The sequence below is a fragment of the Streptomyces sp. cg36 genome (genome assembly GCF_041080675.1).
GTDB lineage: Bacteria > Actinomycetota > Actinomycetes > Streptomycetales > Streptomycetaceae > Streptomyces.
The window spans coordinates 915,104-940,428 of the sequence record NZ_CP163520.1; the positions used below are offsets into that span (position 1 = coordinate 915,104).

The 25,325-nt window shown below is 74.7% G+C and carries 19 protein-coding genes; 5 read left to right on the top strand and 14 right to left on the bottom strand.

Annotated elements, in window-relative coordinates; genetic code table 11:
• Positions 1-9 precede the first annotated feature (9 nt).
• The 4 genes from AB5J87_RS04055 to AB5J87_RS04070 all read right to left on the bottom strand — a co-directional run bounded on the left by AB5J87_RS04055 (position 10) and on the right by AB5J87_RS04070 (position 5,307).
• Positions 10-1,077: a radical SAM protein gene (locus AB5J87_RS04055; protein ID WP_369373994.1), complete on the bottom strand. Its 1,068-nt coding sequence runs from the start codon at positions 1,075-1,077 to the stop codon at positions 10-12.
• Between the two features lie 116 nt (positions 1,078-1,193).
• Complete coding sequence (locus tag AB5J87_RS04060) at positions 1,194-3,518, bottom strand: penicillin acylase family protein (RefSeq protein WP_369373996.1); 2,325 nt, start codon at positions 3,516-3,518, stop codon at positions 1,194-1,196.
• A 471-nt stretch (positions 3,519-3,989) separates the two neighbouring features.
• Positions 3,990-4,340, bottom strand: coding sequence for a peptidoglycan-binding protein (locus AB5J87_RS04065; RefSeq protein WP_369373998.1), 351 nt, complete (start codon positions 4,338-4,340; stop codon positions 3,990-3,992).
• A gap of 208 nt (positions 4,341-4,548) precedes the next feature.
• Positions 4,549-5,307, bottom strand: a complete 759-nt coding sequence (locus AB5J87_RS04070; RefSeq protein ID WP_369374000.1) for a YcnI family protein — start codon at positions 5,305-5,307, stop codon at positions 4,549-4,551.
• 984 nt (positions 5,308-6,291) lie between these two features.
• Here AB5J87_RS04070 and AB5J87_RS04075 point away from each other — a divergent pair.
• Positions 6,292-7,014, top strand: coding sequence for an IclR family transcriptional regulator (locus tag AB5J87_RS04075; protein WP_369374002.1), 723 nt, complete (start codon positions 6,292-6,294; stop codon positions 7,012-7,014).
• Here the strand turns inward: AB5J87_RS04075 and AB5J87_RS04080 are convergent.
• The 7 genes from AB5J87_RS04080 to AB5J87_RS04110 form a co-directional block, all read right to left on the bottom strand.
• Positions 6,989-7,735, bottom strand: a complete 747-nt coding sequence (locus AB5J87_RS04080; protein WP_369374004.1) for a hypothetical protein — start codon at positions 7,733-7,735, stop codon at positions 6,989-6,991. The two genes, AB5J87_RS04075 and AB5J87_RS04080, sit on opposite strands and share 26 nt — an antisense overlap.
• A gap of 137 nt (positions 7,736-7,872) precedes the next feature.
• Entirely contained in the window at positions 7,873-8,985 is a 1,113-nt protein-coding gene (locus AB5J87_RS04085; RefSeq protein WP_369374006.1) for an alpha/beta hydrolase, read from the bottom strand.
• A 263-nt stretch (positions 8,986-9,248) separates the two neighbouring features.
• Positions 9,249-10,601, bottom strand: a complete 1,353-nt coding sequence (locus AB5J87_RS04090) for a carbohydrate-binding protein (RefSeq protein ID WP_369374008.1) — start codon at positions 10,599-10,601, stop codon at positions 9,249-9,251.
• Between the two features lie 127 nt (positions 10,602-10,728).
• Positions 10,729-11,682: a LysR substrate-binding domain-containing protein gene (locus AB5J87_RS04095; protein ID WP_369374010.1), complete on the bottom strand. Its 954-nt coding sequence runs from the start codon at positions 11,680-11,682 to the stop codon at positions 10,729-10,731.
• A gap of 81 nt (positions 11,683-11,763) precedes the next feature.
• Entirely contained in the window at positions 11,764-15,021 is a 3,258-nt protein-coding gene (locus AB5J87_RS04100; protein WP_369374012.1) for a BTAD domain-containing putative transcriptional regulator, read from the bottom strand.
• 75 nt (positions 15,022-15,096) lie between these two features.
• The gene (locus AB5J87_RS04105) at positions 15,097-15,573 is read right to left on the bottom strand and encodes a (2Fe-2S)-binding protein (RefSeq protein WP_369374014.1); all 477 of its coding nucleotides are present in this window, start codon (positions 15,571-15,573) and stop codon (positions 15,097-15,099) included.
• A gap of 8 nt (positions 15,574-15,581) precedes the next feature.
• Positions 15,582-17,921 carry a molybdopterin cofactor-binding domain-containing protein gene (locus tag AB5J87_RS04110; protein WP_369374016.1) on the bottom strand — a complete coding sequence of 780 codons (2,340 nt, stop codon included), beginning with the start codon at positions 17,919-17,921 and terminating at the stop codon, positions 15,582-15,584.
• A gap of 287 nt (positions 17,922-18,208) precedes the next feature.
• Here AB5J87_RS04110 and AB5J87_RS04115 point away from each other — a divergent pair, with 287 nt between their 5' ends.
• From AB5J87_RS04115 to AB5J87_RS04125, 3 genes are all read left to right on the top strand, one after another.
• A complete protein-coding gene (locus AB5J87_RS04115) occupies positions 18,209-19,108 on the top strand; it encodes a LysR family transcriptional regulator (protein ID WP_369374018.1) in 900 nt (299 codons plus the stop codon).
• A gap of 177 nt (positions 19,109-19,285) precedes the next feature.
• Positions 19,286-20,332 carry a MarR family transcriptional regulator gene (locus AB5J87_RS04120; RefSeq protein WP_369374020.1) on the top strand — a complete coding sequence of 349 codons (1,047 nt, stop codon included), beginning with the start codon at positions 19,286-19,288 and terminating at the stop codon, positions 20,330-20,332.
• 144 nt (positions 20,333-20,476) lie between these two features.
• Entirely contained in the window at positions 20,477-21,313 is an 837-nt protein-coding gene (locus tag AB5J87_RS04125; RefSeq protein WP_369374022.1) for a CAP domain-containing protein, read from the top strand.
• 24 nt (positions 21,314-21,337) lie between these two features.
• Here the strand turns inward: AB5J87_RS04125 and AB5J87_RS04130 are convergent, their stop codons facing one another.
• Positions 21,338-22,870 carry a sigma-70 family RNA polymerase sigma factor gene (locus AB5J87_RS04130; RefSeq protein ID WP_369374024.1) on the bottom strand — a complete coding sequence of 511 codons (1,533 nt, stop codon included), beginning with the start codon at positions 22,868-22,870 and terminating at the stop codon, positions 21,338-21,340.
• Positions 22,871-23,096: 226 nt separating this feature from the next.
• On the opposite strand from AB5J87_RS04130, the gene AB5J87_RS04135 reads away from it, so the two are divergent.
• Positions 23,097-23,390 carry a hypothetical protein gene (locus AB5J87_RS04135; protein ID WP_369374026.1) on the top strand — a complete coding sequence of 98 codons (294 nt, stop codon included), beginning with the start codon at positions 23,097-23,099 and terminating at the stop codon, positions 23,388-23,390.
• A 6-nt stretch (positions 23,391-23,396) separates the two neighbouring features.
• On the opposite strand, the gene AB5J87_RS04140 is transcribed toward AB5J87_RS04135, so the two are convergent.
• Positions 23,397-24,386 (bottom strand): serine protease, encoded by a 990-nt coding sequence (locus tag AB5J87_RS04140; RefSeq protein WP_369374028.1) that lies wholly within the window; start codon positions 24,384-24,386, stop codon positions 23,397-23,399.
• 126 nt (positions 24,387-24,512) lie between these two features.
• Entirely contained in the window at positions 24,513-25,268 is a 756-nt protein-coding gene (locus AB5J87_RS04145; protein ID WP_369374030.1) for a tyrosine-protein phosphatase, read from the bottom strand.
• Positions 25,269-25,325: the final 57 nt, after the last annotated feature.

The following is a 25,325-nucleotide window of genomic DNA, read 5'->3' on the forward strand; positions in this document are numbered from 1 at the left end:
CTCCGGCGGTCAGGGCCGCGGGGCCGGCTCCGGGGCCGAGAACACGGGGCGGCGGTCGATGCGGGCGCGGACCGCGGGCGTACCGAAGTGGTAGTCGATGCGGCGCACCGCCTCCGCCCAGCCCCGCATCGTGTCCGCCCCGGACAGCGCCTCGGCCACGAACGGGTCGGCCCACCGCTCCACGACGCGCCGCCACAGCTCCTGCGGCGGCACGTGCAGCAGACTGCCCACCGTCCCCTCGTAGATCAGCATGGCCCGGACCTCGCCGTCGGGCTCGATCTGCACGGCCTGGAGGCCCTGCCCGCGCGCGATCCGCTCCGGGTTCTGCTGGAGCTCCAGATTGCTCATGGTGGCGATGCGCACGGACGGCGGGGCCAGCGCCTGGAGCCGCTCGCGCTGCTCCTCGCTGCCGAGCCACGCCACCTGCTCGTCCGAGAGCAGCTCGTGCTCGGCGAAGCCGGCCCGGCTGCCGAGCCCGGACGGCACGGCCGCGCCGAACTCCAGGGCACGCAGGTGCGGGAACCGGGGTGCCACCTCGGTGCAGAACTCCTCCAGCCGCCCGGCGTTGCTCCGTACGACCACGCAGTCGATGCCGAAGCGCAGCGGCTGCTCCCCGCGCTCCACCCGCACGCGGGCCCCGTCGTCGAGCATCCGCAGCGCGCCCATCGCCCGCTCGAACGAACCCGCCCTGCCGCGGATCCGGTCGTGCACCTCGGGCGTGGGGCCGTCGACGCTCACCACGACGCGGCGGCACACCCGCGCCAGCTCGTCGACCATCCACCGCCGGAGGTTCCACCCGCCGGTGTACACGAGGACGGCGATGCCCGCCGCCGACAGCCGCTCCGCGACCTCGAACACGCCCTTCACCAGCAGCGGTTCACCGCCCGCGAGCGTCACCTGGCCCGGCTTCAGGGCGACGATGGCATCGGCGATGCGCAGCATCTCCTCATGGCTCACCTGCCGTGACGGCCGCCTGCCGGACTCCGAGTAGCAGTGGGTGCAGCGCAGCGGGCAGGCGTACGTGATGTCCCAGATGACGGCCTGTGGGCCGTCGGCCAGGTCCTGTGCATGCTCCATCGGATGCCCCCAGGGTTCGCGGTACGGATTGCGTGCCCGGGCGTCCCCCGCCCGTGGTGGCGGGGGACGCGTCTTCCGGGCTCAACCTAGGAGGCGCCGGAGCCGGGGCGCCATCCCTAACTCTGGGGATGGCGCAAGGTGGTCACCCGCAGCTGCGGGTCCGCGGCTATCTCGGCCTCGGTGAACCGCTCGGTGACCCACTTGCCGGCCGCGAACAGCCGTGTCTGGTCGGTGTAGTGGGGCGAGCGGGGATTGACGGACTCGCCGTACGTGAGCAGGGTGCGGGTGCGCGGTCCGGTGGCGGTGAGCTCGACGGCCATGACGAAGCTGGAGCCCGCCGCGTAGTCCCGGGGCGAGGCGGGGGCGGTGCCGCCGGAGCCGCCCGACGTCGGCGTGGCGGCGACGACGTTGAAGCAGCCCTCCGCGCCCCAGCAGCCGGGCAGGGGTATCCCCGCCCATCGCTGGACCCTGCCGATGGGGGCGTCCAGCGCGATCCCGTCGCGGTGGAACCTCTGCACCGCGTCCGCGAGCGCCCGCCGCACCTGCGGATCGTCCCCGTTCAGCCCGCGCGGGGTGGTGAGCGGCTGGGCCGGGTCGTAGGCGACCCGCCACCACTGGTGCGGGCCGCCCAGGGTGACCCCGACGCGGAACGCCTGCCACAGCGCGGCCCCCTTGCTGTCGGCGTCGTCCCGGGTGTTCCACGCGGCCAGCGCGTCGCAGGCGGCCCGTACGTCGACCTCCGTCCCGTCGGTCGCGGTGAGGACGGGGTGGGCCCGGCACATCGCCACCGCGTCGTCGCGGCCGAGCTCGGCGGTGTGGTTGCGGTTGCCGAGCATGGCCGCCTGGAGCGTGGGCAGGGTGAAGCCCGGTGCGCCGAGTCCGTCGGTGCCGTCGCGCCGCTCCGCGATCATCCCCAGCCCCAGCTGGGCCCGGGAGCCGATCTGGGCGCTGGTCCGGAACATCTTCGGATATCCGGTGAGGGGCGCGCCCGCGTTGGTGAGGTAGGGGTTGTTGTTGGAGTTGGCCACGTAGTCGGCGCGGGTCAGCTCGGGCTGTTGCCCGGGGCCGAAGACACCGGGCACGACCGCGTCCTTGTCGCTGCCCCAGTCGCAGCCGGCCGTCGAGCCGTCCAGCACCGCGGGCAGATCCCCGTCTCCGGGCAGGGAACACCGTTCGAGCTGGGCGTCCGTGACGTGCGGGACGAGAGAGGAGTCGATGAAGTACGCGGATCCGCCGGTGTCGGTGGCGATCGTGTACGTCCAGGGGATGCCCTGGTAGGTGCGGTGGGCCCGCTGCAGCTCGGCCAGGGACTGTGAAGTGCCCATCGCCAGCCACTCGTTCATCGAGCGGAGGTTGTCGGCACTGGCGTCACGCAGCGCGTACGCCTCGGTGGCCGTCCAGCCGTCGGCCAGGACCGGGCCGTAGCGGGTGGAGTAGAGCGTGCGCACGGTGGTGGACGGTCTGCCGTCGGCGCCCCGGACCGTGACCGGTACCGTCCGGCGGGTCATGGGCACGGTCTTGCCGTCGACCACATAGCTGGTGGGGTCCCCGGGGGCCAGCCGGAGCCGGTAGAGGGAGGCGTGGTCGGCGTAGCTCGTCGTGTGCGTCCAGGCCAGCTTGGCGGTGTGGCCGATCTCGACGACGGGTGTGCCGTAGATTCCGGCGCCCGCGACGTCCAGCACGCCCGGGATCGTCAACTGCACCTGGTAGAGGCGGCTGTTGCCGATCCATGGGAGGTGGGGGTTGGCCAGCAGCATCCCGGTCCGGTCGGCGGTGGCCTCGCGGCCCAGCGCCCAGCCGTTGCTGCCCAGGTCGCTCCGGCGGCTGGAGACCTGGTCCGCGGAACCGGCTCCCGGACTCGCGCCCGGCGCGACGACCGCTCGCGGCCCGGCCTTCGGGAGGCCCTTGACCGACGCCGGTCCCGCGCCCGGCGGTCGCGCGGTGGCGATGGCCTCCTTCATCCCTCCCGTGGCCGCCACGCCGTTGACGTCGTAGACGACGTTCCAGATGTCGAGCGCGCTGATCGGGCCGACCCAGGGCTTGCCCTGGCAGGTCGGGTCCGGCAGCCGGTCCACGCCCGTGTCGTGCAGATAGCGGTTGTATCCGGCCGCGTACCCCTCGACCATCCGGCGCAGTTCGGGTGTGGGGCCGAGCGGTGCGGGGCGGTGCAGCAGCCGCTGGACCGTACCGGCCCGGCGCAGTCCCTGCTGGTAGGTGTCACTGGCGAGGTTGGGGGTGCCGTCGGCGGTGGTCGCCGCGGCGCCCCAGTAGGCGGAGCGCTCTCCGCGCAACGTGACGATCTCGTCGGCCAGTTGGCAGAGGTTGTCCTGGGCGAACACGTATCCGTACCCGTATCCCAGGCTCGCGTGGTCGGGTGCCAGGATGTGCGGGATTCCGTATTCGGTGCGGCGGATCCGCGCCGTGTACCCGTGCCCGCTCACGGTCCTGCCGTCCGGGGCGGAGGCGGCAGCGGGAACAGAGGCGGAAGAGGGGGCGGCGACAGCGGTGGCCCCCGGTGACAGCGCCGCCACCACCGCCGTCAGACACAGCGCGACGCGCCCGAGCCGCGCGGCCCCACCACCGCCCGGACCGGGGCGTGTTGGCAGTGCCGCCGGACTCCTCGACGGGCCGTTCAGGTATCTCCACATCCATGATCCAGACATGCGACCAGCCTGCCCGGCGAGGCGGCCGGGGCACATCGGCCCACGGGTAGAAGTCCGGGTCCAGATGTGGCTCCAAGGATGTACACCCTGGGGCGGATCAGCCGTCCACCCACGGGTCGACGGCGGTCGAGCGAACGGGAGTTGCCGTGCGGCACACCTCAAGTGGCACGGCCCCCCGCCCCAGCGGGCACACACCGCGCGCCGCGCCCCGGGCCGCCCGCCCACCCGCCCACGCCTCAGACGCACGCCTCAGACGCAGGCGTGGTCGAGCAGTCCGGCCCAGGTGCGCGGCCCCACGAGTCCGTCCACCTCGTGTCCCCGGTAGCCGCACGCGTACTGGAAGGTCTTCACGGACTTGGTCGTGCCGCTGCCGAAGATGCCGTCGACGTGGGTGCTGATGCCCTGATCGGTGAGCTTCTGCTGGAGGTACCGGACGCAGGTGCCCCGGTCGCCCTGCGAGAGGAACGGCCTGGTCTGCGCGCATCCGGCCGCCCGTGGGGCCGCACCGGGCGCCGCCTCGGCCGGGGCGAGCGCGCCCGCGCCGCCCAGGAGGCCGGCGGCGACGAGGGCGACGGCGAGGATGCGTGGCTGCTGCTTCATGGGTTCTCCCCCTGACGGGTGGCCGCGTGCCCGGAGGCGGGTCGCGGGGTTCCGGCGGCGCGTGGATGCGCCGCCGGAACGCCAACCTAGGAAGAGCACCCGCCCCGGGTCGTCGGACGGTGGATGGAGATGCGTCCTCCACCCAGGGCGGTACCGGGCCGCTCCGCTCCACCCCGCGCGGCAGGCCGGAGCGGAGACCGAGCCTCGATCAGCCGCGCGCGGAGCGGCTGTTGCGGATCGCGACCGCGGCGGCGGCGAGCCCGAGGACGCCGACGACGAGCCCGGCGATGCCGAGCCCCCGGGCCGTCGAGTCGCTGTCGGACGCCTTGGACCCGGCGGCGGACGGGGCCGTGGAGACGGCCGGTGCCGGGGCTCCCGGCTTGCCCGACGCCTGCGGCGACTGCTCGGACGTGGCCGCGCCCAGGTGCAGTACGGGCGCCGGGTTGGCCGGTTCGTCCTGGCCCGGCTTGCTCTCGTCGATCCAGCGGGCGACCTTGCCGTCCGAGTACGTCTGGAGCGTCTTGAAGGTCAACTCGTCGGCGTCGTCCGGGAGCTGGCCGTAGGCGACGTGGAAGTCCTGGTACTGGCCGGGCTTGATCGCGCCGCCGGTCCAGGTGATCTGCGAGACGGCCTCGCTGATCGTGCCGTCGTCGGTCTTGACCGGGGTCTTCAGCTTGGTGGTCGTCACCTGCGCGGTCCAGCCCGCCTCGGGCGTGACCAGCAGGGAGAGCACCGGGTGGTCGACGGGCACGACCACCTCGACCTTGGTGGTGCTCGCCCCGCTCTCCTCGTTGGGGACGCGGAAGGTCAGGACGCCGTCCGTGGCGCCCTTCGCCGCGTTCTCGGCGTGGACGGTGACGTGCGCGGACGCCGTGGCCCCGGCGCCGAGCAGCGCGGCGGCCGTGGCGGCGGTGACGACGGCGGACCGGCGCAGGGCGCGCCGGAGCGTACGGGGGTGCTGGAACATGGTGGGAACTCCGTACCGTTGATCGGGATGGGTTGACGACAGGTCGGATACGGGTTCCGGTGGGGCGGGCCGCGCCGGGAGACGGCGTGGCGCAGCAACGCCTGCCGTGAGGGCCGCACGGCGGCGGCGCGGACGAGCGGTACGGGACCGGCGCTCTCGGTCGGCGGCGCCCCCGACCACCAGGCCGCCAGGCCGGGGACGAGCGCGACCGCCCGCCGCAGCAGCCCCCACAGCGCGGCCTCGCCGCGCCACATCCACCAGGAGGCGGCGAGCGCGGCGATGAAGTGCGTGAGGGTGGCGTGCGGGACCACGGGATGGGTCAGAGCGGTGTGGTGCAGACCCATGTGGGCGGTGAGGCTGTGGTGCGGGCCCACATCGGCCAGGTGGGCCGCATGCGCCGAGGGGGTCGCATGGACCGAGTGCGCCGCATGCGCCGAGTGGGCCGCGGAAGAGTGTCCGGGGGACGCGCTCCGCCCGCCGGCGGCAATGGCCCGCTGACGCCCGCCCTGAGCGCTGCCCCGCGCGCACGCCACCGCGAACACGCCGTGCAGGGCGGCCTGGACGGTGAGCGTGGCGCCGAGGATCCCCGGCAGCCTCCGCTCGCGCGGGCGGGTCAGGAGCGCCGCGCCGAAGACGCCCGCGAGTCCGCCGCCGTACGCCCACAGCGGCGGCGCGGCGCCGGTCGCCAGGACGTGGCCGACGGCGGCGAGTGCGACGCACACGGCGGCGAACACCGCCGCGCGCAGCACCCGCACCGCACCCGAGGCCCTCATGATGACCGGATCATGCCATCCTCCGGCGCGGGAGTGGGGGCGCTTCGGCCGAACGCGCCCGGCGGGGGCCGCGCTTCGGGCCGGAACCCCTCGTCGTGCTCCCGTCGTCACTCCCAGGGCGGTGCGGCGCGCGGCCGGTGTTGAGCGCGCATTCATGGCCCGCTTATCGCGACCCGCTGGAATGTGTGTCCCGGGAGGAAGGGGGCTGCGGGTGAACAGGTCGGCCGGAGAGGCGTCCGAGGAGCGGCCGGAACGCGGGCGCGGGGTGCTGGAGGGCGCCTTCGCCCTGCTGGAGACCCTGGAGGACGAACAGGAGGCGGGGCTGACGGCGCTGGCGGCGGCGACCGGGCTGCCCAAGACGACGGCCCACCGGCTCCTTGAGCAGCTGACCGAACTGGGCGCGGTCGAGCACCACGGCCGCCGCTACCGCATCGGGCCCCGAATGCTGCGGCTGGGGCGGGGGAGCCGGCCGCACCCGGGGCTGCGGGCCGCGGCGGACGGCCCGATGCGGCGCCTCGCGGGGACGACCGGCGCGGGCATCTGCTTCTGCGTGCTGCGCGAGGGCCGTACGCTGGCGGCCCTCACCGTCCCCGGCATGGTGGACGAGCTGGGCTCGCTGCACGCGGGGGCGAGCTGGCCGTGGACGACCGCCGCCGGGAAGCTGCTGGTGGCCACGCGCCCCGATCTGCCGCTGAACCCGGTCACCGACGCCTGGCGGCGGGAGGCGTCGGCGATCCGCGACCACGGGGTGGCGGTGGACCGGGAGGGGCTGGTGCCGGGCGTGTGCTGTGTGGCGGTGCCCGTGACGCTCGGGCGGGGCCGTGTGGTGGGGGCGCTGTGCGCGATGGTCGACCCGGCGTACGACCTGAAGGGCCTGGTCCGGTCGGTCACCCAGGCGGGGCTCACGGTCAGCGCGGGTCTGCGCAGGCCCTGACCGGCGGGCCGGTTCCGCCCGGCGGCGGGCCGAGGTGCGGCCCGACCCTGATGTCGGTGCCCCGCTCGGGCAGCTCCTCGTACCACTGGGCGAGGAGCTCCTCGCGGTCCCGGCGGGCGGTCCACCGGTCCGGCCGCCCGGCGAACCGCACGCCGCCGCGAGCGGGAGCGCGGTGGTCCGGCGGGTCCTCGTGGACGAGGTGGAGGCCGCACCGGTAGAGCCGCAGCTGCCAGGAGCGCACCCGGCCGTAGTAGGCGATGCGGACCGGCCGGGTGGCGCTGGGGTTGGTCAGGGTGCGCAGGGTGTGCGGCCCGCCCGGCGGCGGGGCGGTGGTGAGGGTGACCCGGTGTTCCAGGTCGGCGCGGGCGGCGGCCCGGCGGATGGCGGACCGTACGCGCTGCAGGCTGCGGGCCGCGCACCAGGCTTCGATGTCCGCCCCGTCGGGACCGGCGACCGGGCCGCCGGCCGGGTCGGCCGGGGCGCCCCACTCCTCCCGCAGGAGGCGGACGAACTCCCGCTCCCCCGGCTCGGCGCCCGACCCGGCCCGTTCCCGGTGGGCGACCGCGATCTCGCCGAGCGGCGCCAGCGTGACCTCGGTGATCAGCGGCCCCTGTGCGGTCGCGCCCGGCACCAGCTCCAGCCGTACGCGGGTCACCGCGCGCAGCCCGCCCCCGACCGGCAGCGAGGCGGTGAGCAGCAGTGGCGTGGACGGAACGGTCATGGCGGTCCCCCTGCCTGGACGGGGAGCGGTGGACGGCCGCCGCCGCCCGCGACGATCACCACCCTGCCCCGGCGGATCACCGCCGTGCCACCTCTGTTCCGCTCAGCGGAACAGAGGTGCCGGGGAGCGGCGGCGGGTCAGGACGACGGGGTGGGGCCCTCGATCTGCCGGCTGATCCACTCCATGCTGCTGTCGTCCATGCCCTTCACATAGGTCACCGCGTTGTGCCGGCCGCCCTGGATGACCTCCAGGTGGGTGTGGATGGGGCCCTTGTTCCCGTAGGTGGCGATGTATTTGTCGACCTTGGGGATGACGGACGACTCCTTCGTCCCGTACTGGAAGGCGAGGTAGACGTCCGGGCCCTTGGCGGCGATCAGGTGCTTGGAGAGGACCTCGGGGTTGTTCTCGGCCTTCTCCTTGGGGTGGCCGTTCCACAGCGGGGAGTCGGGGACGATGTCCGGGCCGGAGGCGATGACGGCCTTGAACTTGTCCGGGTGCTTCAGCACGGCCTTCAGGCCCGCGAAGCCGCCGGAGGAGGAGCCCATGAAGGCCCAGCCGTCGCGCGACTTGATCGTGCGGAAGTTCTGCCGCATGAGGTCGGGGACGTCCTCGGTGAGCCAGGTGCCCATCTTGGGCTGGCCGGGGATGTCGCTGCCGTCCCAGTAGAGGCCGCCGTCGTCGGGCTTGGGGTTGAGCACCGGCATGGCCAGCAGGAACGGTTTTCCCTTGCCTTCGTCGGCCCACTTGGAGATGGACGACTCCAGCTTGAGGCTGTTGTCCATCCAGTAGTTGTTGGGGAAGCCGGGGCCGCCGGGCAGCGCGATCAGGACGGGGAAGCCGCTCTTCTCGTACTTGGGGTCGTCGTACTGCTTGGGCGCCCACACCCACACCTTGCCGGTGAAGCCGGACTTCTTGCCGGTGATCTTCACTACGCCGACGTGCGTCCCGTCGCCGAGCGTGCTGGAGATCTTGAAGTTCGCGGCCGGTCCGGTGGGCATCAGCGTCTTGGAGTCGGCCGGCTGCTGCTGCGGCCCGCCGCCCCGGTTGTCGATCTTGCCGTACGAGATCGGGTCGCCCTTGTCGGTGAAGGGCGGTATCTCGAAGTAGCTCATCACGGGCCAGGCGATCGCCCCCAGCAGCCCGACGACCACCAGCCCCAGCACCCACCGGCGGGCCTTGGAAGCACGGCGGTGGCCCCGCGACTGGTAGGTCCCCGGGGCGTTCGCGCTCCGGGTGGGCGTGTGCGACATCAGATGGCTCCGGCTTTGGTTCTGCCCCGCGGGGCGCAGCGGTCGTGTTCCGCCTCCGGGGATGGACAAAGCCGGTGCAAGGGTTCCAAATTTGCCAAACCGTGATCAACACTTGACGGTCGGCGGACCCTGGCCGGAGCCCGGCCCCGACGCCCTGCGGCACACAGGGCGCCGGGTGATCCGGAGGCCGCGCCGGGCTCCTGGAGCCTGTCCTCGCCCCCGCCGTGCGCCCGGAGCGCGGGCGGGGGTGCGGGAGGCAGGTCCTACAGGCGCTGCCACAGGGCCGGGACGTTCGGGGGCTCCCAGCCGGGCTGGGCCTGGTGGCCCTGGAGGCAGCGGTAGCCCGCGCCGCCGTAGGTGACCTGGTCGCCCGCCGCGTACACGGTCCCGGCCGCCCACGTGCCGCCGCCCGGGTCCCCCGGGCCGGGGCCGGGGTCGCCGGTCGTCTTCAGCGTGAGGCCGTACGTCTGGAGCAGCGGGTTGATCGGCTGGTAGTAGGTCGTCCCGCCGCTGGTGCAGTCCCCGGAGCCGCCGGAGGTGACGCCCTGGGCCTGGCTGCCGGTGATGAAGGAGCCGCCCGAGTCGCCGGGCTCGGCGCAGACCGTGGTGCGGCTGACCCCGCTGACGGTGCCCTCGGGGTAGGTGACGCTGGTGTTGTGCTGCTGGATGGTGCCGCAGTGCCAGCCGGTGGTGGAGCCGGAGCGGCAGACCGAGGAGCCGACGGGGGCCTGGGTGGAGCCGGCGACCTGGACGTTCTGACCGCCCTGGCCGTTCACGTACGGGGTGGCCGTCCAGCTCGCGTTGGCGGCGACCCAGGCGAAGTCGTTGCCGGGGAAGGTCGAGCCCTGGAAGCTGCCCTGGGCCGCCCGGTTGGCCCCGGTGGTGGTGGAGCCGGGCCTGCCGCAGTGCCCGGCGGTCGCGAAGCCCTGCTGGGTGCCGCGGGTGACGGGGAAGCCGATGGAGCACCGCGCGCTGTTGTCGATGTAGTACGCGTCGCCGCCGCGCAGGTCGTAGAGCGGGCGCGGCCGGTCGGCGGAGACCACGACGCGCACCAGGGCCGGGTCGACCGAGGCGGACGCGAGGAAGGGGCGGACGGCGGCGGCCCGTACGGCCTGGACGACCAGGGTGTTGGAGCGCACGTCGACGTACCAGACGGGCGTGTCGGCCGTGCGCACCGTCCGCGCCGCCCGGTCCAGCCGGTCCTTGGCGCCGTCGAGCCCGGCCAGGGTGTGGCGCACCAGCGAGGCGCGGGCCCCGGCCGCCTCGATGGCGGGGACGGCCGCCGCGTCGGTGGTGGCCACGGTGAGGCGCGCGGACTCGGCGCCCTCGACCCAGGACCCGGCGTACGAGCCGCCGAGGCGCTGGGCGAGGCGGCCCGCCGTGGCGCCGGCCGCCGCCTCGTTCGCCAGGCGGCGCCGGGCCTGGACGGCGTCGAGCCCGAGGTCGCGCCGCATCGCGCGCAGCACTTCGGGCGGGGTCTTCGCGACCGCGAGGGTGTCGGCGGCCGTCGGCGGCGGCACGCCGCGCGCGCTGGCCGTACCGGGCAGCGCCGCCGCACCGGCGAGCGCCGCGACCGCGGTCAGGGCGCAGAGGAGTCGGGGTGGTCGGATGCGCATGGGGGAAGCTCCTCGGATCCGGGGGAAGGCGGTTCGGCGGGGAGGCCGTGGGGGGCAGGACGACGCCCCGAAACCGTAAAGCCCTCAACTTCCCCGGGGGAGCTCCCAGTTGACCCTCTGCCCGGCGTTATGCCCGGCCCGGCCCGCGGGCCGCGAGCCAGGCCGAGTAGCTCTCGCTGCGGGCGGCGGCCTCGGCGTGGACGGCGCACGCCATGCGCAGCACCGAGGGGGCCAGCTCCGCGGCGGGTGCGGCCGGGTGCCAGCCGAGCAGGTGGCGCCAGGTCAGCGGGGACCCGGCGAGCGGCCGGGTGACCATGCCGTCGGTGGTGGGGAAGGTGGCCCGGCACAGTCCGACGGCCCGGCCGACCTGGACGAGGTGGACGCAGGAGGCGGTGTCCGTCTCGTACACCCGGGCCGGGGCGAACCCGGCGCGGGCGCAGGCGGCCGTGAAGCAGTCGCCGAAGCAGCCGTCGCCGGGCACGTCGGTCCACTCCTCGTCGTACAGCTCGGCCAGGTCGATCTCGCGGCGGCCCGCGAGCGGGTGCCCGGCGGCGAGCATCACGAAGACGGGGTCGACGGCCACTTCGCGCCAGACGAGCTGGTCGGCCTCGGGCGGCGGGCTGGCCCCGCACGCGCCGATCAGCGCGTAGTCCAGCCGCCCGGCGCCCGTCGACGCGGCGATCTCGCACTCCGACCAGGAGGTCAGGGTGGTCACGGGCACCTCGGGGTGGGCGGCGGCGAACCGGTCCACCAGGGCGCCGAGCAGCGGGCCGTGGGTGCCGCCGAGCCGGAACCGCCGCTCCTCCTGCCGGGTGCGGGCGAACCGCACGGCGTCACGCTGGAGTTCGATGACGGCCGGGAGCACGATCCGGGCGCGCGCCAGCACCAGCTCCCCCAGCGCCGTGGTGCGCACCCCGTCGCGCCCCCGGTCGAAGAGCCGCCCGCCCAACTCCCGCTCCACCCGCTTGAGCTGGGCGCTCAGGGCGGGCTGGGCGAGCCCGAGGGCGGTCGCCGCCTTGGTGAGGCTGCCCGCGTCGGCTATCGCCCGGATCGTCTTCAAGTGCCGCAGCTCCAGCTCCATGCCGCGAGCGTGTCTCGTGCCGGGGCACGAGGCAAGAGGCAGGTCCAGACCAGTTCCGGCGAGGCGGAATCTCTCCTGCCGCTACGCGCCGGGCACGGTCACCGCGGCCAGTCGCGCCTGGATGCGGTCGGCGTCCGGGACGCGCAGCTCGCGGGCCACGGCCAGCGCCCGGGTCAGCCGGTCCACCGCCTCGCCGGTCCGCCCCAGCGCGTGCAGGCTCTCGCCGAGCCCCTCCAGGGCGCGCGCCTCCTCGTACGGGGCGCGGACCTCGCGGGCGAGCTCCAGGGCGCGCCCATGCGCGTCGAACGCGTCGGCGGGGGCCGCGCCGACCCGCTGGAGGGTGCCCAGGATGTTCAGGGCCTCGGCCTCGCCGCCCTGGTCGCCGATCTCCCGGCAGAGCCGCACGCTCGCGGCGGCGTTCTCCAGCGCGTACCCCGTCTCCCCGGTCAGGCCCTGGACCTCGGCCAGGTACCTCAGTACGCACGCCTCACCGAGGCGGCTGCTGAGGGAGCGGCAGATGTCGAGCGCCTCCTGGAGGTCCTTCCCGGCCTCGGTGAGGTGTCCGGCGCACTGGCGGATCCTCGCCAGATGGGTCAGGGCGTTCGCCTCCCCGAGGCGGGCGCCCAGCGCGCGGTAGAGGCGCAGCGCCTCGGTCGCGCTCTCCCGCGCCTCCTCGTACGCGCCGGTCAGCCGCAGGACGTCGGCGAGGTCGCCCAGCGCGTTGGCCTCGCCGAGCTCGCTGCCGAGCTCCCGGTAGAGCACCAGGGCCTCCCGGTGGCGGACCACGGAGTCGGCGTACTGGCCCATGGACTTGCGGACGTCACCGAGGGCGGTGAGCGCGTTGGCCTCGCCGAGCCGGTTGGCCAGGGCGCGGTGCAGGCCGAGCGCGCGGGTCATGGCGTCGGCCGCCTCCAGGAAGCGCCCGGTGAGCTGCTGGACGTGGCCCAGCTCGTTGAGCACCTGCGCCTGGCCGCGCGCGTCCCCGGTCTCGTCGAACAGCCGCAGCGCCCGGGCCAGGGCGCTCCGCGCCTCCTCGTAGCGGCCGGTGCGGCGCATCACCGAGGCGAGGACCTCCCGGGCGATCGCCTCGTGGCCGCGCTCCCCCAGCGCCTCGAAGAGTTCGAGCGCCGCCCTCTGGTGCCGCTCGGCCGACTCGTACTCGCCCTGGATGGCTTCGATGACCCCCGTCTCGCGCAGCGCCACGGCCTGGCCGAGCCGGTCGTCGGCGAGCAGCGCGGCGCCGTGGGCGGTCCGGTACAGCGCGACGGCGTCGCTCCAGTAGCCCTGGGTGCGCAGGAACTCCCCTATGGCGGGCGGGAGTTGTACGGCATGGGCGGTGTGGCCGTGGCGGGCCGCGTGGGCGACGGCCGCGAACAGGTTGTCGCGCTCGGCCCGCAGCCACGCGAGCGCCGCCGCCTCGTCGGCGAGCGGCGGCAGGGCGGGCGGGGCGGGCACCGTCGGGGTGCGGCCCGTCGCGCCGTAGCGGGCGAAGAGCCGCCCGGCGCGCACGGCGGCGTGCAGGTAGTAGTCCAGCTGGCGCGCCACGGCGTTCGCCGCGTCGGCGCCGTCCTCCGACTCGGCCAGGGCGCGCGCGTACGCCCGGACCAGGTCGTGCATCCGGTAGCGGCCCCGGGTCGGCTCCTCCACCAGGTGGTGGTCCTCCAGGTCCGCCAGGAGGCGGCGGGCGGTGGCCAGGTCGGTGCCGTGCAGGGCGGCGACCGCGTACGCGTCGACGTCGAGCCCCGGCTGCCGCCCGAGCCGCCGGAACAGCGCGCGCTGCTGCGGCGAGAGGTCGCGGTAGGAGAGCTCGAAGGCGGCCCGCACGGAGACGTTCTCGGAGCTGAGCGCGGCCAGCCGGCCGCTCGCCGCGTCCAGGTCGGAGATCAGGTCCTCGGCGCTCCACGCCCGGTGGTGGCGCAGCCGGGCCGCCGTGAGCTGGAGGGCGAGCGGGAGGTGGCCGCAGAGCCGGGCGAGCGCGGCGACGGCGGGCTGACCAACCCTCAGATCGGCGCGCCCGGCCTTGGCGACGAGGAGCCGTACGGCGCGGTCCTCGGGCAGGACGTCCAGGGTGAGCGGCACGGCGTCGGCGAGCGCGACCAGCCGGCGCCGGCTGGTGATCAGCACCAGGGAACCGGCGGTGCCGGGGAGCAGCGGTTCCACCTGTTCGCTGCTGTGGGCGTCGTCGAGCAGGACGAGGAACCGGCCGCCCGCCAGCCTGCCGCGCCACATTCCGGCGCGCGCGTGCACCTCGGCGGGGATGCGCCGGGGGTCGGCGCCGAGGGCGAGCAGCAGCCCGGTCAGGGCGGTGGCGACGTCGACCGGCGGGGTGCCGGGGGTGTGGGCGTGCAGCGGCAGGAACAGCACGCCGTCGGGGAAGTCGGCGGCGAGGCGGTGGGCGACGTGGACGGCGAAGGCGGTCTTGCCGACGCCGGGCATGCCGTCGACGGCGTGGATGCCCACCACGCCCGCGCCACCGGCGGCGGTCGCGCGCACCTCCTCGATCAGGCGCCGCACCTCTTCCTCACGGCCGGTGAACGAGGCCACGTCGCGCGGCAGCGAGGTGGGCACGGTGGCCGCCTCGGGGGCCTCGGCGGGCGGCGGGACCTCGTCGGTGAGGATCTCCTGGTAGGCGGCGGACGCCTCGGGGCCGGGCTCGATGCCCAGCTCCTCGATGAGGGCGCGGCGCAGCCGGTGGTAGACGGCGAGCGCCTCGGCCCGGTGGCCGCTGCGGTGCAGTACGCGCATGAGCTGGACCCGGAACGCCTCGCGGAGCGGGAACTCCACGGTCAGACTGGACAGTTCGGGCAGCAGCGCGTCGTGGCGCCCCCGGCTGAGCTCGGCGTCGCAGCGCCACTCCAGGGCCTGGAGCCGGGCCTCCTGCCACTGGCCGAGCTGGGCGTCGGCCTCCGAGGCGAGCGCCGGGAACTCCTCCAGCGGGGCGCCGCGCCACAGGGCGAGCGCCGCGCCCGCCTCGCGCGCGACCCGCTCCCAGTCGCCGCCGAGCCGGGCCGTGCGGGCGGCCTCGACGTGGGCGGCGAAGACCCGGGTGTCGAGTTCGCCGTCGCCGACGTCGAGGACGAGCCCGGCGGGCACGGCCCGGACGCGCGTTCCGTCGCCGAGGGAGCGGCGCAGTCGCAGGACGTGGTTGTGCAGGGAGGCGCGGGCGGTGGCGGGCGGGTGCTCGCCCCACAGCGCCGCCTCGAGCCGGGACGGCGACACGGGCCGGCCCGCGGCGAGCAGCAGGGCGGTGAGCAGGGCGCGGCCCTTGGGCGATCCGGGTGTCCGGTCCACCCCTTCGTCGTCGTCGACGGACAGCGGACCGAGCAGCCCGAACTTCACGTGTTCCCCCGCGCACTCCGGGCCTGTTCGGGCCCTCGTGGCGTGCATCGTAGCGTGCGGTCTTCACGGGACATGTCAGAAATTCTTGGCGCCCGCCGTGATCGCCTCGCGGATGCGGTGATAGGTGCCGCAGCGGCAGATGTTGCGGATCTCGTCGAAGTCCGCCTCCCCGATCTCGTGCCCGGCGGCCCGCGCCTGGCGGACCTTGGCGACGGCCGCCATGATCTGGCCGGGCTGGCAGTAGCCGCACTGGGCCACGTCGTACTCCAGCCACGCCTCCTGCATCGGGTGGAGCTCCTTGCCCACGGTGGCGGGCAGCCCCTCGATGGTGGTGACCTCGTCGGTGGGGCCGATGTCCTTGACCGGCACCGAGCAGGGGTTGAACGCCCTGCCGTTGATGTGGCTGGTGCACGCCTGGCAGACGCCGAGGCCGCACCCGTACTTGGGGCCGGTCACGCCGAGGACGTCACGCAGCACCCAGAGCAGCCGGACGTCGTCCTCGACGTCCACCGAGACCGGCCTGCCGTTGAGGATGAAGGTGTGCTGAGGCACGGATGCTCCTAGTACGCGCGGCTCAAGCCGTCGGTGGGGGACGCGGGGATCGGGGGCACGGTCGGCAGCGGTTCGAAGCCGAGGGGCTCGTCGTGGTTGATGGGGAAGGTGGTCGGCATGGTGCCGGTGGCGCGGCCGTAGGCGCAGGCCACCGCCGCCATCGCGCCCGCCACCGCCAGCTCGCCCGCCCCGCCCGGCTTGTCGCCGGTCGGCGGCATCACGATGATCTCCAGCTCGGGCGGGGTGTTCCACTGCCGGGTGTAGAAGTAGTTGTCCCAGCTGCCTTCGAGGAAGTGGCCGTCCTTGAGGTGCAGGCCGGAGCTGAGCGTGACGGCGATGCCGTCCATGATCCCGCCCATCATCTGGGCCTCCAGACCGCGCGGGTTGACCGCGAGCCCCACGTCGACGGCGCACACCACCCGGGTGACGCGCGGCCCGGTGTACGCGTCGGGGACGCGCCGCCCGGTCGTCGCGGGCCGGCAGTCGATCTCCGCGAGGACGGCGACGAAGCCGTGGTACTCGGGGTGCAGCGCGATGCCCTGCGCCGTGCCCGCGGGCATGCTCCGGCCCCACTCGCCGGCCTGGGCCACCTTGTCCAGGACGGCCCGGGCCCGGTCCTCCTTGAGGAACTCGCGCCGGAAGCGGTAGGCGTCCTTGCCCATCCGCGCCGCGAGCTGGTCGACCACGAGCTCCTGGGCGCAGCGGACGTTGGGCGAGTAGATGTTGCGCATGCTGCCGGTGTTGAAGCCCTTGTCCACCTCGGCGAGCAGCTGGGTGGTGACGCCGAAGTGGTAGGGGCTCTGCTGGGTGAGCTCGAAGATGGTCTCGGAGAAGGCCAGGTCGCCCACCGGCAGCTTGGCCGCCATGGAGGTGATGATCTCGCCGAGCCCGTGCCCGAAGTCGGTGGCCACCGAGGTGTGCCGCTGTTCGTACGAGAGGACCTGGCCCAGCGAGTAGGTGGCCCGGACCCGGGAGGTGGACATCGGGTGGGTGCGGCCCTGGCGGAAGTCGTCGGTGCGGTGCCACATCAGCTTGACGGGTCTGCCCATCGCCCGTGAGACCAGGGCGGCTTCGAGCGCCGCGTCGTGGAAGAGCTTGCGCCCGAACGACCCGCCGCCCTCGGTGACGTGCACGGTCACCGCGGACACCGGCAGACCCAGCTTCAGCGCGATGGTCTCCTGGGCGGTGATCGGGGTCTTCAGGGACGCCCAGATCTCGGCCCGGTCGCTCCGGACGTCCGCCACCGCGCAGTTGGGCTCCAGGGCGCTGCTGCTGGCGAAGTGGAAGGTGAAGCGCGCGTCCACCGACTTGACCAGCGGGTCGAGCGCCGGGATCACCAGCGGGAGCTCGGCGGCGCGCAGCTCCTTGAGGACGGTGGCGTCGGACGCGCCGTCCTCGGTGCCGGGCCCCCACGACACCCGCAGGGCCCGCACCGCGTCGATGCACTGGCCGAAGGTGCGTCCGCGCACGGCCACTCCGGTGGGCACCGTGACGACATGGGTGATGCCGGGCATGGCGAGCACCGCGTCCCGGTTCTCCACCGACCGTACGGTGCCGTTGATGGTGGGCGCCCTGCACACCATGGTGGGCAGCGCGTCCGGCACGCTCACGTCCATCGCGAACTGCTTGCGTCCGGTCACCGCGGCCAGCGCGTCGACACGGTTGCGCGGGGTGCCGATGACACCGAACCGCTCGGGGTTCTTCAGGGTGACGGAGAGCCGGAGCACGGTGCGGCTGGCGGCCCTGGCCGCGAGTTCGCCGTAGGTGGCGGTGCGGCCCTTCGGGGAGGTGATGACGCCCGCCCGGGTGGTGAGGGTGGCTGCGGGCTCGCCGAACTCGGCGGCGGCGACGGCCAGGAGCCGGGCGCGGGCGGTCGCCGCGGCCACCCGGATCGGGGTGAAGGTGGCGATGGTGGTGTTGGACGCGCCGGTCATCTGGTTGAACAGCAGCTCGGGCCGTGCGTCGGCCAGCGACACCCGGACCTTCTCCAGCGGCAGGTCGAGCTCCTCCGCGACGAGCATCGCGGAGGAGGTGGTCACGCCCTGGCCCACCTCGGCGCGCGGCAGGGCGAAGGAGGCCGTGCCGTCCGCGCCGAGCTCGATCGTGATCAGGTGCGAGGTCGGCAGGGCGGCGTCCGTGAGCATGTCGTTGAGGTCGTAGATCTCGGACGGCCCGGGGAGCGAGGGGACGGCCGCCTCGGCCCGCGCCGGCGCCACGACGGCCTCGCCGAGTTCGGCGGCGACGGTCAGCGTCGAGGCGGCGAGCACGTACCCCAGGAAGCGCCGTCGCCCCAACTCCGGGGCCGGGGCCGCTTTCTCCCGCTCCGGACGCCCCTGTGCGGCTGCCATCCACCCGTCCCTTCGTCACCTGCTCCGTCCACGCCGTGTCAGAGGGTCACATATTTCTCGTGAGTAACACCAGAGCGGGATCGGGACCGATGGGGTCCAGAACGGCACGGACGCCCGCCGGGGCACTCGGGCAGAGGTCGGCACCCGGCGCGGATCGCTGCCGAGGGAGTCCGGACCCCCTCGGCGCCCGCCACCGGGTTGCCGCCTCGGGAGCATCGTTTCCTTCGCCGTAACCCCAGTCAATCCTCTGGTTTTCTTTCAAAGATCCAAGCAATACCTTGGATTGCATGACCCTCGACGACCTCCGTGTCTTCGTCGCCGCCTGCGAGTCGGGCAATCTCAGCGCGGTGGCCCGCGATCTCTCCCGTACGCAGTCGGCGGTGAGCCAGCACGTCAAGCGGCTGGAGGCGGAGCTCGGGCTGCCCCTGCTCGAACGGCAGCCGCGCGGGGTGTCCCCCACCCAGGCCGGCCGCATCCTGCACCAGGCCGCCTCCCAGGGCATCGGCCATCTGGAGCTCGCCGTGCGGCGGCTGCACGACATGAAGCAGGGCGACGGCGGCACCGTGCGGATCACCACGGGCGCCACCACCGTGCGGCACTTCATGTCCGAGGGAGTGGTCCGCTTCCGGCGCGAACACCCCGCCGCCAAGCTGGAGTTCCGCACCGAGAACTCCGGACGCGGCTGCTTCGATGCGCTGGCGGCGGGCGAGTCCGACCTCGCCTGGATCACCATCGGTCCACCGGTGCGGGGCATCGAGCAGCGGCCGGTGACCGAGCTGCCCTGGGTGCTCGCCGTCCACGCCGACGACCCGCTGGCGCGCCGCACCCATGTCGAGCCCGCCGACCTGGCGGCCGTCCGGCACATCCAGCTGCCCGCCAACTCCATGTCCCGCCACCGGCTCGACGAGCAACTGGCCCGCCACGGAGTGCGGTTGACGTCGACCACCAGCGTCGCGGACTGGGACACCGCCATCCTGCTGGCCGAGCTGGGCCTCGGCCACGCGGTGGTGCCCGCCCTGCCGGGCTGGACCGGTGGCGGCCGTGCCGCCCTGCGCCTGGTGCCCGTCCCCGCGCTGTCACCGCTGGCGGCGGGCTGGGCGGTACGCCAGTGGGACGCGCTGGGCCCGCTCACCCGGGAGTTCGCGGCCACCGTCGCCGACAGCCTGGCGGACCGCCCCCGGCCATGACACGCGGCACGGCCCGGACGGCACTCCGACGGGCGCCGGCCGACGCACCCCCGCCCCCCACGGTGTGCACCGGCCGGCACTCCCCCGTCGTGCCCCTTCAGGCTGGCATCCCCCGCGCCGCGGAGGTGACGTGTTTCGGGCTGGTCCGAAACACGCCATCCGGCCATGCTCGGGCGCGTGACCCTGCGCATCCACTTCACCGCCGACGACCTGGCCCGCACCCGGGTCGCCGAGGGCCCGCGCCCGATGCTCGAACTGGACATCGCGCTGCGGATGTTGCGGGAGCCCGCGCACCGCGCGCGGTTCGACGCGTGGCGCCGGGAGTCGTCGGCCCGGCTCGCCCCGCGCCACCGGATGGCGCTGGACCTCGTCCCGGTCCGGGGCTGGTCGCTGGACCTGCTGCTGCCGGTGGAACCCGGCGGCACGCGGGAGCTGTGGGAGAAGGTGCGGGCGACACCGCCCCGCCAGGTGCGCGAGCACGTGGAGCGGTGGACGGGCCGGGTCACCCGGCTGCCCGGGTGGACGGCGCGGATCGTGGACGACCCGGCCTTCGTCGGCGAGCTCGCCGATGTCTTCGAGGAGACCTACGAGCAGCTCGTGGGGCCCTACTGGCCGCGCATCGAGCAACTGGCGGGCGCCGACCGGGCGATGCGGATGCGGCACCTCACCGAGGGCGGTGTGGAGCGCCTGCTCCAGGGGCTGAACCCGCCCCGGGTGCGGTGGAACCCGCCGGTGCTCGAACTGACCATGGCCTCGGGCCACGAGGGCGACGTACACCTCGACGGGCGGGGACTGCTGCTGATCCCCACGCTCTTCGGCTGCACCCACCCCGTGCTCGGCGACGACGCGGGCGGCTCCCAGCCCTGGATCAGCTTCCCCGTCGTCCCCGACCGCACCCCGTGGCTGCCGCTCTCCACGACGACGACCGCGGGCGCCCTCACCGCCGCGCCGCGCTCGCTCTCGGCGCTGCTCGGCCGCACCCGGGCCACCGTGCTGTGCGCGATCGCCGACCAGCCGGGCCTGACGACCAGTCAACTCGCTTCCCGTACCGGCATCTCACCCGCGAGCGCGAGCGAGCACGCCACGGTGCTGCGCTCGGCCGGTCTGGTCGGCAGCGCCCGGGACCGCCAGGCCGTCCTGCACACCCTCACCCCGGCCGGGGCCGGACTGCTCAACGCCTCCGCCTCGGACATCGGAGGGGAACCGGCGGGCGTGCGGGGGTGAGGGCGCGCGGGACGGCCCGTCACGCCGCCCCGGCGACACCGTGTGTCCCAGGTCACGTCCGCGATATCGGTTATCCCGTCGGCCCCGCCCGCTCTCCCAGGTGCCGGAGACCTCCCGGCAGTACCGGACAGAGAACGGAGCAGCATGCAGCACCACGACGACCACCCGCACGCCCGGCCCTCGACCGAGGGGCGGGCCGGGCGCCGGCGGGCGCGGAAGCGGTCCCGCCGCGCCACCGTGACCGCCGCCGCCGCAACCGTGGCGGTCGCCGCCGTCGCCGGGGCACTGCTCTGGCCGGACTCGCCCGAAAACGCCGAGGCGGTACGGACGCCCGCCGCGCTCCCCGCCGGACACCTCCTCGACCCGGGCGCCGACTCGTCCGTCACCCCCTCCCCGCCGGCCGCCGCCGCTCCCACGCGCTCGGCCGCGCCCGCCAAGTCCCCCGCCACCAGGCCCGAGCCGCGCCCCGGCACACCGAAGCCCGCCACCCCCCGTACGGCCCCGGGCACCGGCACCACCTCGGCGGGCGGGCCCACCGACAACCGGCCGCCCAGCAGGAAGCCCGCCCCGCGGCCGGGCGGCGGACCGGCCACCGGCACCGCGGCCGAGTACGTGCGACAGGTCGTCGCCCTCGCCAACGCCGAACGCGCGAAGGCGGGTTGCTCGCCCCTCCGGGCCGACACCCGGCTCGACTCCTCCGCCCGGGCGCACGCCGACGACATGGCCGCGCGCGACTACTACGAGCACGACAGCCCGGAGGGGCGCGACGCCGGCGACCGGATGAGCGCGGCCGGGTACGCCTGGCACAAGTGGGGCGAGAACATCCACCGGGGCCCGAAGACCCCCGAGGCGGCGATGCGCGACTGGATGAACAGCCCCGGCCACCGCGCCAACATCCTGGACTGCGGGTTCAAGGACATCGGCGTGGGCGTGAACCTCGGCGGCAACGGCCCCTGGTGGGTGCAGAACTTCGGCAGCTGACCCGGCGGGGCGCACGGTGCGCGTTCAGGACATCGGACCGGCGAAGTCCTGGACCCACACCGTGCCGTCGGGCCCGGGCACGGCGGCCACGCCCGTGTCCCGGTACCCGCAGTCGAGCATGTTCCGCTGGTGGATGGAACCGTCCATCCAGTCCCCGAACACGGAGGCCGCGTCCGCGCCGCCCCGGTCCAGGTTCTCCGCCCACGCCCCGACGGGGTAGCCGGTCGCCCTGATCCGGGCGTCGGCGTGCTGTCCTTCCGGGTTCGCGTGGTCGTAGTAGTGGCGGTTCACCATGTCGCGCGCGTGCCGCACGGCCGCCCTGGTGAGCCGGGCGTCGGTACGCAGAGGAGCGCAGCCGGCCGTACGGCGACGGGCGTTGACGAGTTGGACGAGGCGCTGGTCGGGGGTGAGGACCGTGGGCTTCGGGGTGGGCCTGGGACTCTTGCGGGCGGGCGTGGGCGTGGGGCTCGCCCTGGTGGGTGAGGGGCTCGGGGGACTCGACGGGGTCGGCGCCGCGAGGGGCGCCGAGGCGCTCGGGGAACTCGGCGGCGCGGCCTGGGGCCGGGAGCCCGGGTCCGGCCACAGCAGGAGGACCAGGAGCCCGAGGACGGCGGCGAGGGCGCCGGGCACCGCGTACCGGCGGAGCTTCGAGGGGGTGCCCGCGCCCGGCCCGGCGTGCCGCGCCCCCACCGACGGCGTGGGCGTCGCGGCGGGCGCGGGCATCGGGGCCGCCGCGGGCGGTGTCACGGCGGCCACCGGCGCGAGCCGGTCGGGACGTACCAGCGAGGCCGCCCCGTACAGCGGCACGATCAGCGCCAGCCCGGCCAGCAGGCCCTCGGCGGGGACGAGCCCGTGGCGGTGGCCTGAGCAGATCCGGCAGTCCCGGGTGTGCCGGGCGATCCTTTTGCGCCACACCGGCGCGGGTCGCCCGTCCCACTTGGCGACCACCGGGGCGAGTCCCGCGCAGGGCGGCCGGGCGGCGAGCGCCCGCACCACGGTCCGGCCGGTCTCCAGCTGGGTCTTCATGCGCTGGACGCGTACGGCGGCGTGCGCCGGGGCGAGCCCCATGGCCTCGGCGAGTTCGGCCCGGGTGAGCTCGCCCGCCGCCTCCTGCCACCACAGCGCCAGCAGCTCGCGGTCGTCCGGGTCCAGCCAGCGGGTCGCCTCGGCCACTTCGCGGCGCTGCCCGGACAGGCCGAGCCGCAGGATGGTGAGGTCCGCGAAGTCCGGCTCGGGCCCGGCCGCCTCGGCGAGGCCGTCCGGGCCGGGCAGCACGGTGTGCTGCTGCGTCCGCCAGCGGCGGCGTATCTGGTTCATGGCGATGGCGATCAGCCAGGACCGGAACCGGGACGGCTCGCGCAGCCCGTCGAGCCCCTCCAGCGCGTGGAACATGGTCTCCTGCACCACGTCGTCCACGTCGGCGTGACCGTCCAGGGCCCGCCCGACGACGTTGTAGACCAGCGGCAGGTAGTCGGCGGCCAGCCGCTCCCGCGCCCCGGCGTCACCGGTCCGCGCGGCGCCGACCAGATCCGGCATGGACGTGCTGTCCCTGTGCATGTGCTCCCTCACCCGCTGGCGTCGTGCGTGCGCTCCCGTCGCTTCGGAGACCCCCGGCGGACGCGGCGGTAACAGGAACTCGGGGCTCATTTTGTCCGACGCCCCGGGCGGCCGGCCGCCCGCGTTGTGATCGAGGGGGACAAGCGGGACTCTTGGGGTAGATGCGACCGGGCGTGACCGGTGCGCCGGAAGCGACCACCCACCCGGTCCGGAAGGGGTGAGTGAGGTGCGCGTACTGCTGAGGGCCGAGATGGATACGGAGAAGGGCAACGAAGCCATCAGGAGCGGCTCGCTCGACAAGACCATGACGGCCGCCCTGGAGGCGATCCGCCCCGAGGCCGCCTACTTCACCGTCCAGAACGGACGCCGCACGGCCTACATCGTCTTCGACCTGGCCGACCAGTCCGACCTGCCGAGGATCGCCGAGCCCTTCTTCATGGAGATGGGCGCGAAGATAGATTTCACCCCGGTCATGAACCGCGAGGACCTGGGCAAGGGGCTGGCCGCCCTGGGCAACTGACCCCGCTCAGGAGCCCGTGGGACCGGCGGGCGGGGCGCCCGAGACCGCCGCCCGGTAGAGGGCCTCGGTCGCGTCGCCGAAGTACGCGCTGTAGGAGACCTGGGGCGTGTTGCCCCCGGTGTGGTAGCCGCCGATGACCCCGATCACCCCCCAGCCGCCCCGCCACGGCACCAGCATCGGTCCGCCGCTGGTGCCGCCGACGAACGCGTCGCAGGCGATGCGCGGGAAGGTGCCCGGGTCCGCCGGGTCGTCGCTCTCCCACCGGGTGGTCCAGCTCCAGCACTCCAGCGGCTTCTGCGCCCCTCCCGGGTACCCGATCATCCGCACCGGGACGTGGAAGTACCCCGTCCCGGTGAGCAGCCGCACCCCGCCCACCGCGTCCTGGAGCAGCCGGCCGTTCTCGTTGGGGCCGGTGACGGCGAAGCCGAAGTCGTAGGCGGCCCCGGCGTGCTCGCCCAGGTCGTAGTACTCCCGCGCGACGTACACGCCGTTGGTGACGACCGGGAAGACGCCGAACGGCTTCAGCCCGTCGTGGTACTGCGGCACGAACGCCAGATGCCGTCGCGGGCTGCCGCCGGAGTACCCCTTGAGGCAGTGTCCGGCGCTGAGCACCAGGTTGCGGCCGGGGCTGCGGACCGCGGAGGCGCTGCAGGTGCGCCCGGTCCCGGTCGCGTCGGTCCAGAAGAAGGTGCCCGCCTGGGGCATGCCGTCGAAGCTGCGGCTGGGCGGGATGTACTCGCCCGGCCGGGGCCCGTCGACCGCGGGCCCGGCCGTGCGGGCCGCGGCGGTGGCGGCGCCCCCGCGCGCGTCCTGCGGCAGCGCGGCGGCCATCCGGGCCGGGCTCCAGTACGCGTCGAGCCGCGCGGCGGCGGCGACCGCCGCGCCCCGGGCGCCCCCGGCCGGTGCTCCCTGGGCCCCCGCCCCGTCGGCCGAGGCCGTCGGGGCGAAGCCCGCGCCGAGCAGCAGGGCCGCCGCGCACACGGCGGCGTTCCGCACGATCCTGGTCCTACGCACCATCAGTTTCCCTCCGGCAACCCGCTGTCGGGCACGAGTGAGGCCCCACCATAGGCGCGGCGCGTTGCGGGAAGAAGGGTGCGCGGTGGCCGGTGTCCCGCGTCCGGGTTACCGCACGGGAGCGGGCTCGACGGCCGGTTCGAGCAGCACCGAACGCAGCTGGGCCACCAACTGGTCGTCCGCCCCGAGCAGTTCGGCCGCGTACCCGCGCACCGAGCCGTACCGCTCGGTCAGGTCGGCGAGGAAGAACCGCATGATCTCGGCGGGGGCGCGCCCATAGCCCGGCCAGGTGATCTCGCGGTCCGGGTGGGCGGCCCGCCAGTCGGCGATCAGCCGGTCGGTGGCGAGCCCGGTGAGGGTGAAGTCCTCGACGATCACCTCCTCGTCCACCCCGAGCAGGGCGAGGACCAGCGCGGCCAGCAGCCCGGTGCGGTCCTTGCCGGAGGCGCAGTGGAACACCAGCGGCCCGCTGTCGGCCGAGGCGATCGTGGCCAGGGCCTCGCGCAGCTCGGCCACGCCGTCCTCGGCGACTTCGAGGAAGCGGTCGGCGAGGTAGCGGCCCGTCTCGACTTCCGGGCCGAGGGCCGCCTGGTCGTACGGCCGGTGCTCGATGCTCAGATTGCGGTAGGCCAGCGCGGTGTGCTCCGGCACCCGGCCCTTGGAGGCGATCTCCCACGGGTAGCGCAGGTCGATCACGGTGCGCACGCCGAGGGCGAGGAAGCGGTCCCAGTCCTCGCCCGCGAGCTTGCCCAGGGAGTCGGACCGGTAGAGCCGCCCCCAGCGGACGGTCAGGCCGTCCTCGGTGCGATAGCCCCCGAGGTCACGGAAGTTGTGCAGCCGTTCGAACTCGATGTGCCTGTTCACAGGTCCGCACCCTACGGCCGCCGCCGCGCGTCGGACGTGGTGGGGATCACGTACCGC

Bases quoted from the DNA above. Each gene is read 5' to 3' on its own strand.
- AB5J87_RS04055 (WP_369373994.1), bottom strand. From the start codon at position 1,077: ATGGAGCATGCACAGGACCTGGCCGACGGCCCACAGGCCGTCATCTGG.
- AB5J87_RS04070 (WP_369374000.1), bottom strand. From the start codon at position 5,307: ATGTTCCAGCACCCCCGTACGCTCCGGCGCGCCCTGCGCCGGTCCGCC.
- AB5J87_RS04090 (WP_369374008.1), bottom strand. From the start codon at position 10,601: ATGCGCATCCGACCACCCCGACTCCTCTGCGCCCTGACCGCGGTCGCG.
- AB5J87_RS04125 (WP_369374022.1), top strand. From the start codon at position 20,477: ATGCAGCACCACGACGACCACCCGCACGCCCGGCCCTCGACCGAGGGG.
- AB5J87_RS04115 (WP_369374018.1), top strand. From the start codon at position 18,209: ATGACCCTCGACGACCTCCGTGTCTTCGTCGCCGCCTGCGAGTCGGGC.
- AB5J87_RS04110 (WP_369374016.1), bottom strand. From the start codon at position 17,921: ATGGCAGCCGCACAGGGGCGTCCGGAGCGGGAGAAAGCGGCCCCGGCC.
- AB5J87_RS04085 (WP_369374006.1), bottom strand. From the start codon at position 8,985: ATGTCGCACACGCCCACCCGGAGCGCGAACGCCCCGGGGACCTACCAG.
- AB5J87_RS04130 (WP_369374024.1), bottom strand. From the start codon at position 22,870: ATGCACAGGGACAGCACGTCCATGCCGGATCTGGTCGGCGCCGCGCGG.
- AB5J87_RS04095 (WP_369374010.1), bottom strand. From the start codon at position 11,682: ATGGAGCTGGAGCTGCGGCACTTGAAGACGATCCGGGCGATAGCCGAC.
- AB5J87_RS04065 (WP_369373998.1), bottom strand. From the start codon at position 4,340: ATGAAGCAGCAGCCACGCATCCTCGCCGTCGCCCTCGTCGCCGCCGGC.
- AB5J87_RS04080 (WP_369374004.1), bottom strand. From the start codon at position 7,735: ATGACCGTTCCGTCCACGCCACTGCTGCTCACCGCCTCGCTGCCGGTC.